This is a genomic window from Bifidobacterium bombi DSM 19703, assembly GCF_000737845.1.
Taxonomy (GTDB): domain Bacteria; phylum Actinomycetota; class Actinomycetes; order Actinomycetales; family Bifidobacteriaceae; genus Bifidobacterium; species Bifidobacterium bombi.
The window spans coordinates 820888-832694 of sequence record NZ_ATLK01000001.1 but is presented as its reverse complement, the minus strand read 5'-3'; the positions used below and the strand labels follow the sequence as shown (position 1 = coordinate 832694).

Below are 11807 nucleotides of genomic sequence, written 5' to 3'. Positions count from 1 at the left end.
TTGGTATCGTCAGCGTCTCCTCCCGGCGTACGTAGAAGCGGAGCTTGTGTCTTCACCGACTTGGGAATGACATGATATAGCCCTTTGCACGTCTTGGTGACTCGGTAATCTGAGAACGATAAATCGCTAATGTGAAACCAGTGCATGGCTTCATGAGGGTGGCGCGGATGTGGCATGCAACGCGTTCGCGACGTAAAGTAAGGAATAGAGGAAGTATGGGCCAAACGGCTTATAGAACGCATCATGCGGCCGAGGTGGGCGAAGGACTCATCGGACAGAAGGTGACACTCGCCGGTTGGGTGGATCGCAGGCGCGACCACGGTGGTGTGGCGTTCATTGATTTACGTGACGCTACGGGCCTGGTGCAGATTGTTATTTATGACGAAGAGATAGCTCGGCCGCTGCGCAGCGAATACGTCGTACAGGTGGTGGGCGAGGTTCGGCTACGTCCAGAAGGCAATGAGAACGAACATTTGGGAACCGGCAAAGTCGAGGTGGTCGTCGAGAGCCTCACCGTGCTTGCCAAGTCGGACGCGCTGCCGTTCCAAGTGTCGACGGCTCTGGAGAACGAGGCGGAGAACAAGCTTCCCGGCGAGGATGTGCGATTGAAGTACCGCTACCTCGATCTGCGCCGACCGCAGATGCAGCGCAATCTTAAGCTGCGTAGCGACATGACTCGTGCAGCACGCCACGCATTGGAGGACATGGACTTCACTGAGGTGGAGACACCCACGTTCATCAAATCCACACCTGAGGGCGCCCGTGATTTCGTGGTTCCGGCGCGTCTGGTTCCTGGCTCTTGGTATGCGTTACCGCAGTCTCCGCAGCTTCTCAAGCAGCTTTTGATGGTCGGAGGCGTGGAGCGTTACTATCAGCTGGCGCGTTGCTACCGTGATGAGGATTTCCGAGCCGACCGCCAGCCGGAGTTCACTCAGCTGGACATCGAGATGAGCTATGCAGATCAGGAGGATGTCATGGCCATGGCCGAAAAGGTCATCGCCGCCATATGGAAGACCCAAGGATATGAGGTCAAGCTGCCCATCGCTCGAATTACCTGGCAGGAAGCCATGGATAAATATGGTTCCGACAAACCGGACCTGCGTTTCGGTAACCCCATCGTGGAATTGACCGAGTATTTCAAGGACACTCCGTTCCATGTGTTCCAGGCGCCTTATGTGGGGGCTGTTGTCTTCAAGGGTGGAGCGGATACGCCACGTCGTCAGTTCGATGCATGGCAGGAATGGGCGCGTCAACGCGGTGCGAAGGGCCTTGCTTATGTCCAGTTCAGCGCCGACGGCGTATTGAAGGGGCCTGTGGCCAAGAATCTCTCTGATGCGGAACGCAACGGTCTCAAGGAAGCGGTTGGAGCCGAAGATGGAGATGCCGTGTTCTTCGCGGCCGGCGCTCGTGAATCCTCGCAGCTGCTGCTCGGTGCTGCAAGGGTCGAGATCGCGAGACGTGCAGGTCTGCTTAAACCTGATGAATTTGCGTTCACTTGGGTGGTTGATTTCCCGTTGTTCAAACGAACCGACGATCCGGACGACGACGATGTGGCCGTGGGGCACTCGAAGTGGACGTCCATGCATCATCCGTTCACGATGCCGTCAGTCGATTGGATCGACAAGTTCGATCGGGATCCGGAGCACGCCATGAGCGACTCGTACGACATCGTCTGCAACGGTGAGGAGATGGGCGGCGGTTCGGTACGTATACACCGCACCGACATCCAGGATCGCGTGCTCAACGTGCTGGGCATCGATGAGGCCGAGGCTCAGGAGAAGTTCGGCTTCCTGCTTGAAGCCTTCAAGTACGGGGCACCGCCGCACGCCGGTATCGCCCTGGGATGGGATCGCACCGTCTCAATTCTGGCGGGTGCCAGCAGCATCCGTGACGTCATTGCCTTCCCGAAGGCTGGTGGTGGCCGTGACCCGCTCACTGGTGCTCCCGCACCGATCTCTCAGACCCAGCGTGCCGAGACCGGAGTGGACTACGTTCCGGATGAAGAGGACTGAGCTGCGCTCATTCAGGAACGAAGAGTCGTTCTATACTGTGGGGATGCCATTCACGGCATCCCCACTTCTTATCTGCGGTTCCGCCTTGTCTTCCGTACGGGTCTCGCCTTGCGAATGTCGCCTAGCAAGCTCCATACAGGTCGAGTCCCGCTGAATTGAGGGGGAGCGGGAGGGGGTTGGTCGGGCTTTGTACGAATTGATAGTGACTGCGCAGACAGCCGGTGTTTTTCACCGTGGCCTTCGGGCAGAGCAAGGAATGTGACGCAGTTTTCGATATTCACTTGCATCTCGCGTCAGGCTATGGCCACGTCATCGCCGCCGTCGTGCAAACGGAGTCATTTCATGAATTCCTATGGCCATGCGATATATACGGATGGGTTGTTATCATTCATACCTTCTACGCGGCGCTGTCACCGTCGGTCGGCGGTGAGCGAAAATTCGTAACATAAGCGCGTTACACTTTCATTATGCTAGATAACTATGAAAAAGAGCCTCTCAACGAGGCGACTGTGCGCAAGAGCGATGCCAATGACAAAGCGGGCCGGCCACTGGTCGAGCTCCGGCATGTCGACAAGCACTTTGGTAAGCTGCACGTGTTGAAGGACATCAACCTCTCGGTCAATCAGGGTGAGGTGCTCGTGGTGGTCGGTCCCTCCGGCTCCGGCAAGTCCACGATGTGCCGTACAATCAATCGGCTCGAGACCATAGATTCGGGTGAGATACTCATCAATGGTCAGCGATTGCCTCAGGAAGGCAAGGGGCTGGCCATGCTCCGTGCTGAGGTGGGCATGGTGTTCCAGCAGTTCAACCTTTTCGCGAACAAGTCCATTATCGAAAACGTCATGCTCGCACCGGTCAAAGTTCGTCACATGGATAAGAAGAAGGCATATGACCTGGCGATGGATCTTCTTGCCAGGGTAGGCGTCGAAAGCCAGGCGAATAAGATGCCGTCGCAGCTTTCCGGTGGTCAGCAGCAGCGTGTGGCGATAGCCAGGGCGCTGGCCATGCAGCCGAAGGTGATGCTTTTCGATGAGCCCACTTCGGCGCTCGATCCGGAAATGGTCAACGAGGTGCTGGAAGTCATGACCCGTTTGGCCCATGAAGGCATGACTATGATTTGCGTGACCCATGAGATGGGCTTCGCGCGCCGGGTGGCGAACAGCGTTGTCTTCATGGCTGATGGGAAGATTCTTGAGCAGGGCACACCGGATGAGTTCTTTGACCATCCGAAGACCGACCGTGCCAAGGATTTCCTCTCCAAGATTCTCACCCACTGATTGGCGGTTCGGGTATGAGAAAATCGAAGACAAGTGTCTATAAAAGGATTCTCGCCGTATTTTGCGCGTTGGCTTGCGTGTTTGTGGTCTCCGCGTGCGGGCGCTCCAGCGAAGAGGGAAAGATACGCATCGGCATCAAGTTCGACCAGCCTGGGGTCGGTTTCAAAAAATCGGGGACCTACGTGGGATTCGATGTTGATGTTGCGCGCTACGTCGCCAGACAGCTGGGTTATTCCGAAGATCGCATCATCTGGAAGGAGGCGCCGAGCAAACAGCGTGAGGCTATGCTTCAGAACGATGATGTGGATATGATATTCGCAAGCTACTCCATCAACGATTCGCGACGCAAGGCCGTCGACTTCGCCGGCCCGTATTTCGTGGCTGGTCAGGATCTTATGGTGCGTAAGGGTGACAGGTCGATAACAGGCCCCAACGATCTGGACGGCAAGCGCCTGTGCTCAGTCACAGGTTCCACTTCCGCGCAGACCATAAAGGAACGATATTCCTCAAAAGTGCAGCTCATGGAGCAACCGGGTTACGCGGAATGCGCCACGGCGCTCTTCTCGGGCATCGTGGACGCGGTCACCACCGACGACATCATCCTCGCCGGTCTGGCCTCCAACGCCCGCGGCAAGCTGGAGCTTGTAGGCAAGCCGTTCACGCAGGAATACTACGGTGTCGGCATCAAGAAAGGCAATACGAAGCTCGTCACGCGCGTGGACGCCGCGCTCAGGGACATGATCAAGGACGGCTCCTGGAGCCGTGACATCAATGAAAACACCCGGGGCGTGCGTTATACTCCGAATCCGAAATACAATCCCCCTGTGCCGAACCAGGGTAAAACATCAGGAAAGGAGGAGTGATGAGTGAATTCCTGCAATTGATGGGCGAATACGATGTCCTTGGCGCTTTCCTGGTCAACATCGAGTTGACCGCCTGGTCCGCACTGTTCTCGCTGCTTCTCGGGGTGCTGCTGCTCATGATGCGTATCAGCCCGGTTTCCTCGTTGAGGGGATTGTCGCGTGTATATGTGGAGTTCTTCAAGAACATGCCTCTGACTATCATCATGGTCTTCATGGTCCTGGGTGCGTTCGCCCAGCTCAAACTGACCTTCTCCGACACCTTTGCCAAGAATTTCTTCTGGTTGGCGGTTACGGGACTCTCCCTATACACGGCGGCGTTCGTGTGTGAGTCGTTGCGTTCCGGCATCAACACGGTGCCGTTGGGGCAGGCGGAGGCCAGCCGGGCATTGGGGTTGAGCTTCATGCAGTCCGCTTCCCAGATCATCCTGCCGCAGGCTTTCAGGGGTTCGGTGGCACCCTTGGGAAACACGTTCATCGCGTTGCTCAAGAACTCCACGGTCGCTGCTGCCGCTTCCGTGGCCACGGAGACATCCTCGCTGATGAGCACCATGATCGAGTACCATGCGAATTCCATTCTGCTTATCTTCGCGATATTCGCGTTCGGATACGTGATCCTCATCATCCCCATAGGCATCCTCACCACGATGCTTTCCAACAAACTTGCGGTAAGGAGGTAGACCCATGAATTCGGATACTCAACAAACCTCCCTGCTTTTCGATGCTCCGGGGCCCAAAGGCAGACGCAAGATCTTCTTCATCAACATCGTTGGGGCACTGGTCATTGCAGGGCTCATCGTCATGATGCTCATGCGATTGCACAATCCGCCAGGCGGGGACAATCAGCTCGATTGGGAGCTGTGGAGGCCTGCGCTAGACGGCGAAGCCTGGACCGATTTCTATCTTCCCGGTTTGTGGATGACCATCAAGGCCTCCATAGTGGCCGTAGTCGGCTCGGTCGTCTTCGGACTGGTGTTCGGCATCGGCCGTCTGCTTCCCAATGTCTTTCTCAAGGCCGTCTCGGGTGTCATCGTCGAATTCTGTCGTGCCGTACCGGTGCTTATGATGATGATCTTCTTCTGGCGTTTCTTCGCGTTCGCTGGGATAGAGAGTGCGTCATATTGGGCCGTCGTGCTCGGACTGATTCTCTACAACGGTTCCGTCGTCGCCGAATTGGTTCGTTCCGGAGTGGGAAACCTGCCGGGCGGGCAGCGTGAGGCATCGGTCGCTTTGGGGCTGACCCAGACCCAATCGTTGATGACCATCGAGGTTCCGCAGGCCATTTACGCCATGCTCCCTGCGGCGGTCACACAGCTGGTGGTGGTGCTCAAGGATACGGCGTTGGGTTCCATCATCATGTACACGGATCTGCTCCAGGAATCCCGCCGGCTTGGATCGATGTACTTCAACATCCTGCAGACGCTCGTGGTCGCCGCGGTCGTATACTTCGTTGTCTGCTGGTTGCTGTCGCGTTTGGCCGAGTGGCTGCCTGAAAGGATGCAGAAGCGCACTGCTGCTTTTGCGGAGCCCGATCCCGTGGCACCCATCGCGATTCTCGATCCGTCCAACGTCAATCAGATGGCCGTGGCGAAGGAGGTCGGCGAGAAGCGTTATGGCGGTGCGGCGAGGCGTTACCACGTCCGTCACCGCGGTTCGAACGCCACCATTCGTGGCTGGAGACTGGACCGCTACCGTCAGGGCTACGACGTCTCGCAGCCGGATTCGCAGGTCGAACCCCAGCAGTTTGAAATCATCAGGTTCGAACTGCCTGATTTCATCAAACCCAAAGTGGACGCGAACCGCAATCGTGATGACGGTGGGGACGGTGAGGACGTCAAGGGACGGTAGCAGTTAGGCTTCCATACGTGCATCGAGCCGCATTCTCCATATAGGCGGGCAGTTAGGCCGCCGTGGGGGTGCGGTTCTTGCGTTATAAACACAGGGTGTTTGGACGCGGATGGCATCGATGTATCGTTCACTGCAAGTAGACTGAAATCATGAATGACGATAGCGGTACGCGGAATCTGGGGGATCTGGCGCCACGGTGGGACGGGCGTTTCTTAGACAGCCCCGTTGCCGGTTCGAATGATAGCGGTGGGGTAGCCGCCGGTGGCGGTGCCATGGATGCCGATGAAATATACGACGCCTTCTTTGATTGGGTGACGAACAAGAAGGGAATCGAGCCTTGGCCGCACCAAGAGGAAGCCGTGCTCGACCTGCTTTCAGGCGATCACGTGATTCTGAGCACTCCGACCGGCTCAGGTAAGTCACTTGTGGCTTTGGGCATGCACTTCGCCGCTTTATGCACAGGGCGACGTTCCTATTACACAGCGCCCATCAAGGCGCTTGTCTCCGAAAAGTTCTTCGATCTGGTTGAGGCTTTCGGCCCAGGCGACGTTGGCATGGTAACAGGTGACACATCCATCAACCCGGATGCCCCCATCATCTGCTGCACGGCGGAGATATTGGCGAATCAGGCGTTACGTGAGGGAGCACGAGCTGACATCGGCTGTGTGGCGATGGATGAGTTCCATTATTATGGCGATCCTGATCGCGGATGGGCCTGGCAGGTGCCGCTATTGACCCTGCCTCGCACCCAATTCCTGCTCATGAGCGCCACATTGGGTGATGTCGGTGCGATTGCGGACAAACTGGAGGAGATGACCGGAAGAGATGTGGACGTCATCGACGACGCTGCGCGGCCTGTTCCACTGAGTTGGCGTTACACCGAAAAGCAGTTGGCGGGCACGGTGGAACTGCTGTTCGATCGCGGCGACACCCCGATTTATGTCGTCCACTTCTCCCAGGATGCCGCACTCGAAACCGCACAGGCGCTCGCAAGTTCCGGGGTATCAAGCAAGGAACAGCGCAGAGCCATAACCGAGGCGATGCAGGGTACCCGCTTCACCACGGCGTTCGGCAGGATACTGCGCCGTCTGTTGTCCAATGGCGTGGGCATCCATCATGCCGGCATGCTGCCACGTTATCGAAGGTTGGTGGAGCAGCTGGCGCAGCAGGGGCTGCTTCCGGTCATCTGCGGCACGGACACGCTCGGCGTCGGCATCAATGTCCCGATTCATACAGTGTTGCTAACCGCCCTTACCAAATTCGACGGAACGAAGATACGCAAGCTAAGGGCACGTGAGTTCCACCAGATAGCCGGCCGTGCCGGTCGCATGGGCTTTGACACCGAGGGACTGGTCGTCGCTGAGGCGCCCGAATTCGAAATCGAGAACGCGGCGGCCTTGGCGAAGGCCGCCAATGACCCCAAAAAGCTGAAGAAGGTCAAGCGCAAGAAACCGCAGGAAGGTTTCGTGACTTGGAGCAAAACTACGTTCGAGCAGCTCATCGACGCTGAGCCGGAGACCTTGCAGCCTCATATGAAGGTGACCCATGCGATGGTCCTCAACGAGGTGGCGCAGGGAGGCGATGCGCGTGCGCGATTGGACGGGCTCATCGACGATTCCTCGCAGACGCCGGCACAAAAGGAACGTCTGCACGAGCGGGCGGGCGAGCTGTTCGAAACCATGCTCGATTCGGATTTCATCGAAGTCGAGGATGCCCCGTCCGGTGGAAGAGATTATTATCTGTCCGTGGAAGTGCCTGACAACTTCGCCTTGGATCAGCCGCTTTCGCCGTTCCTTCTCGCTGCGCTGGAGTTGTTGGACCCCCAGCAGCCAACCTATGCTCTGGATGTCATCTCCATGGTCGAGGCCACGTTGGACGATCCGAAGCAGGTGCTCAAGGCTCAGCAAAGACAAGCCAGAGACGAGGCCATGAGTGAGATGAAAGCCGAAGGCCTTGAGTACGACGAGCGCATGGACCGGCTTGCGGAAGTGACATACCCCAAGCCGTTGGATGAGATGCTCAATGCGGCTTTCGAACAATACCGCAAGGATGTGCCGTGGGCAGGCGATTTCGAGTTGAGTCCGAAATCCGTGGTTAGGGACATGGTGGAGACGGCCAGCGATTTCAACGGATACATATCGCGATACAGTATCGCCCGTTCGGAAGGCACGTTGTTACGTTATCTTTCCGATGCCTACCGTAGCTTGGCGCGTACGGTGCCGTTGGAGAAGCGTAACGATGAGTTGGAGGACATCATCTCCTGGCTGCGTGTGGTGGTTCGTTCCGTGGATTCAAGCTTGGTCGATGAGTGGGAGGGTGCCAATGCCGATGCTTCAGTTGACGCCGAGAGCGCGGGACTGAGCACCGCCGCTCCCGGTGGTGCACCGGTGGTGGATGACAGGCGAGGCATGACGGTGTTGGTGCGCAACGCCATGTTCCGCCGTGTGCAGCTCATGGACCTCGACCGGCCGCAGGAGCTCGGTGAGCTCGATAAGGACTGGGGCTATACGGTGCACAAGTGGCAGAACACACTCGATGACTTCTATGATGAACATGAGTATGTGGGGGTCGACCAAAAGGCCCGTAGTCCTGAGTTCTTCATGCTCGATGATGCTTTGGAGTGCAAGGAGCATACCTGGAGCGTGCGTCAGATCATCGACGACTCGGACGGCGATCACGACTGGGCCATTTGTGGGACCGTCGATCTTGATGCCACGCAGGAAAACGGCGAGGTGGTGTTCACTGACTACCGCGTAGGTTCCGGTTGGGATGCCGACAACTGATTGCAAGATTGTCCTTGCGGCTCGGGCATTGTGCTCGTTCTGCGCACAGTTCCCGCATCGTTCGGCGTTGCTTTCTTCATGCCGATTTGGCAAATCACGCTTTGTCTCGGCGCTTCCCACGAAGGTAGCGCCCATTGAACCGAATCCATGACGGAGGGAGGACATCCATCACCAATTAAGTGGTAGTGAGATGATTCGCCAGACCGGGGCAAGCAGAGTATGACGGGCGCGAAGCGCCCTCCGTCACGGGCCCTCGGCAGCCGTTTTCCGTGGATGAAGCGAACAGATGTTCGAAGACGTGGGTAGTATGGAACCATGCCCGATGATTTGTTCAGTGCGATGGAAGCCCCTGAGGATGTGACCCGTCCGTTGGCGGTACGTATGAGACCCACGGTTCTTGATGACGTGGTGGGGCAGGACCAGGTGCTCGGTCCAGGGTCCCCGTTGCGTCGGTTGGCAAACCCTGCGTCGAAGGGGTCGCTCACGGCACCGAGTTCCATCATCCTGTTCGGCCCTCCGGGGGTGGGCAAAACCACGCTAGCCTACATCGTGGCCAGGCAGTCGGGGCGTCAGTTCGAGGAGCTTTCCGCCGTCACCTCGGGTGTCAAGGATGTGCGCGACGTTCTGCAACGGGCTCATGAACGGTTGGTGACACAGGGACATGAGACTGTGCTGTTCATCGATGAGGTGCATCGTTTTTCCAAGTCGCAGCAGGACGCTTTGCTGCCCAGCGTGGAGAATCGTGACGTCACGTTCATCGGAGCAACCACTGAGAATCCCAGTTTTTCAATCATCAAGCCTTTGCTCAGCAGATCAGTGGTCGTCAAGCTGGAGAGTCTGGGGCCGGATTCGTTGCGGACTCTCGTCGAACGCGCCGTTGAAGACATGAACGGTCTCAAAGGCGAGGTGAAAGTCAGGGATGACGCCATCGATGAGATCGTGCGCATGGGTGGCGGCGACGGACGCAAGACCCTGACGGTGCTTGAGGCGGCTGCAGGTGCCGTCACCGGGGATAAGGTCCGTAAAAAGGGTTCACGCAAACCGATCATCACAACCGATGTGGTTTCGAAAGTCATGGATTCGGTCACCGTGCGCTACGACAAGGATGGTGATGACCACTATGATGTGATCAGCGCGTTCATCAAGTCCATGCGTGGATCCGATCCGGATGCGGCCGTCCATTATTTGGCACGTATGATTCGCGCAGGGGAGGACCCGAGGTTCATTGCACGACGGATCATGATCGCCGCTGCCGAAGAGGTGGGCATGGCTGCTCCCGAAGTGCTCGAAGTGGCGGTGGCCGCTGCGCAGGCGGTTGCCATGATCGGCATGCCCGAGGCACGGATCATTCTTTCCGAGGCGACCATCGCCGTAGCCACTGCACCTAAATCGAACGCCAGTTATCTGGCAATCGACAGTGCGCTCGCCGATGTCGACAAAGGCCTCATCGGGGAGGTGCCGTTGCATTTGCGCAATGCTCCCACCAAGCTCATGAAGGAGTGGGGCAACCATGTTGGTTACGTCTACGCCCATGACGCTCCTGGTGCAGTGGCTACTCAGCAGTACATGCCGGATGAGCTTGTGGGAAGGGAGTACTACCATCCCAATGACCGTGGCTATGAGAGGCAGGTCAGTGAGCGCCTGGAACGGGTGCGTCGCATCGTTCATGCGGGCGAAACGCCACGAACGGCCGATAGTCCACATGAATAGTCGTATCCGAGCGAGGTTGACAGATATTCAGGTGCGGCGTCAGGCAGGATTCACGGTCGAGAAGGTAGTCGATGATCGGCCAGTGTCCGAGGGGTGCCACCATGTGCGGTAGCATGGTTTGTGGCACGAAGGGATTGGAAATTGCAGAATATGACTGAGCAAGTGGATCATGGCGGTGTCGGTGAGTCGGGATTGGACGAGAATCTCGCCGGTGGTTTGTATGACGGATTGGTAGATGATGGACGTGTCGGCGACGAAAGATTGATTCTGGACTGCGTGCCGATGAACGAGTCCGACAAAGCCCGATTGCGGTGCGCCGCCGGTGATGTGCCTGTCGTGTTCAATGACAGACCAGAGCTCTTCGGCAGCATGCATACCTATATGGAAGTGCCCCGCCGTTATGGGTCGCAAGTGACGGCGGTCATCGGCAACATCGCCCCTGACGTGGCGGCAGGGCTGCCGCGGTTGCAGTGGCTCCAGACCTCCAGTGCCGGAGTCGACAAGTATTCAACCCCGGGGCTATTGGGTTCAGAGGTGTCCCTTACCAGTGCAAGCGGGGCTTTCGGACAGGCCGTCGGAGAGCATATGTTCGCCATGATGTGGTCGCTGATGAACCGTCTGCCCGCATATGCAAGGCTTCAGTATGAGGGTCGGTGGCAGGAGGGCGGAAACGTGCTCAGCCCGAGGGGGAAGCGTGCCCTTGTACTGGGGACTGGTGACATCGGTTCGTATTTCGCGTCTTTGGCCAAGTCTGTTGCAATGAGCACCGATGGCGTGCGACGCGATGCCGGAAAGTCGGCCGCGAACATCGATACCATGCATACTTTCGATGAACTGGACGAGTTGATTCCCCAAGCCGACGTGATAGCCATGGCGCTTCCGGCATCACCGGCAACGCATCACCTCATCGATGCGCGGAGAATTGCGTTGATGAAGCCCACGGCAGTCCTCATCAACGCAGGTCGTGGAGATGGTGTCGATTGCGAAGCGCTCGCCGCCGCACTTGGTGATGGCGCCATCTTCGGCGCCGGTCTCGATGTCACGGATCCCGAGCCGTTGCCGCCAGACAATCCCTTATGGAATGACCCGCGATGCCTCATCACGCCACATGTCGCCGGTGGAGCACATCTGGCGGCGACCACAGGGCGAATCATCGACATCGTGGTGGAGAACACGAGACGGTACGTCTGTGGAGAGCCTTTGAAGAATTTGGTTCGACACTAGAAGTTTCGCTCAGGCGATGACTCTCCTGTGTTGCAAGTACGACGGCGTGTCCGCGATGGCTCCGGTATCGGGAGTCTATGCGGATGCTATGCA

The 11807-nt window shown here is 57.6% G+C and carries 8 protein-coding genes; all 8 read left to right on the top strand.

What is annotated here, in order from left to right:
• The first annotated feature begins 215 nt into the window (after positions 1-215).
• The 8 genes from aspS (at position 216) to BBOMB_RS03120 (ending at position 11714) form a co-directional block, all read left to right on the top strand.
• A complete protein-coding gene (aspS, locus tag BBOMB_RS03165; RefSeq protein WP_044087189.1) occupies positions 216-2012 on the top strand; it encodes an aspartate--tRNA ligase in 1797 nt (598 codons plus the stop codon).
• 467 nt (positions 2013-2479) lie between these two features.
• On the top strand, positions 2480-3289 hold the full coding sequence (locus BBOMB_RS03155; protein WP_044087191.1) for an amino acid ABC transporter ATP-binding protein: 810 nt from the start codon (positions 2480-2482) through the stop codon (positions 3287-3289).
• A gap of 14 nt (positions 3290-3303) precedes the next feature.
• Positions 3304-4152, top strand: a complete 849-nt coding sequence (locus BBOMB_RS03150; RefSeq protein ID WP_044087192.1) for a glutamate ABC transporter substrate-binding protein — start codon at positions 3304-3306, stop codon at positions 4150-4152.
• Positions 4152-4829, top strand: a complete 678-nt coding sequence (locus BBOMB_RS03145; RefSeq protein WP_044087193.1) for an ABC transporter permease subunit — start codon at positions 4152-4154, stop codon at positions 4827-4829. Before BBOMB_RS03150 ends, BBOMB_RS03145 begins: the two co-directional genes overlap by 1 nt.
• Positions 4830-4833: 4 nt before the next feature.
• Positions 4834-5997, top strand: a complete 1164-nt coding sequence (locus BBOMB_RS03140; protein ID WP_044087194.1) for an amino acid ABC transporter permease — start codon at positions 4834-4836, stop codon at positions 5995-5997.
• A 149-nt stretch (positions 5998-6146) separates the two neighbouring features.
• The gene (locus BBOMB_RS03135; RefSeq protein ID WP_044087195.1) at positions 6147-8780 is read left to right on the top strand and encodes a DEAD/DEAH box helicase; all 2634 of its coding nucleotides are present in this window, start codon (positions 6147-6149) and stop codon (positions 8778-8780) included.
• Positions 8781-9095: 315 nt separating this feature from the next.
• Complete coding sequence (locus BBOMB_RS03130) at positions 9096-10490, top strand: replication-associated recombination protein A (protein WP_044087196.1); 1395 nt, start codon at positions 9096-9098, stop codon at positions 10488-10490.
• A 282-nt stretch (positions 10491-10772) separates the two neighbouring features.
• A complete protein-coding gene (locus BBOMB_RS03120) occupies positions 10773-11714 on the top strand; it encodes a D-2-hydroxyacid dehydrogenase (RefSeq protein ID WP_044087397.1) in 942 nt (313 codons plus the stop codon).
• Positions 11715-11807 lie beyond the last annotated feature (93 nt).

Bases quoted from the DNA above. Each gene is read 5' to 3' on its own strand.
- aspS (WP_044087189.1), top strand. From the start codon at position 216: ATGGGCCAAACGGCTTATAGAACGCATCATGCGGCCGAGGTGGGCGAA.
- BBOMB_RS03155 (WP_044087191.1), top strand. From the start codon at position 2,480: ATGCTAGATAACTATGAAAAAGAGCCTCTCAACGAGGCGACTGTGCGC.
- BBOMB_RS03150 (WP_044087192.1), top strand. From the start codon at position 3,304: ATGAGAAAATCGAAGACAAGTGTCTATAAAAGGATTCTCGCCGTATTT.
- BBOMB_RS03145 (WP_044087193.1), top strand. From the start codon at position 4,152: ATGAGTGAATTCCTGCAATTGATGGGCGAATACGATGTCCTTGGCGCT.
- BBOMB_RS03140 (WP_044087194.1), top strand. From the start codon at position 4,834: ATGAATTCGGATACTCAACAAACCTCCCTGCTTTTCGATGCTCCGGGG.
- BBOMB_RS03135 (WP_044087195.1), top strand. From the start codon at position 6,147: ATGAATGACGATAGCGGTACGCGGAATCTGGGGGATCTGGCGCCACGG.
- BBOMB_RS03130 (WP_044087196.1), top strand. From the start codon at position 9,096: ATGCCCGATGATTTGTTCAGTGCGATGGAAGCCCCTGAGGATGTGACC.
- BBOMB_RS03120 (WP_044087397.1), top strand. From the start codon at position 10,773: ATGAACGAGTCCGACAAAGCCCGATTGCGGTGCGCCGCCGGTGATGTG.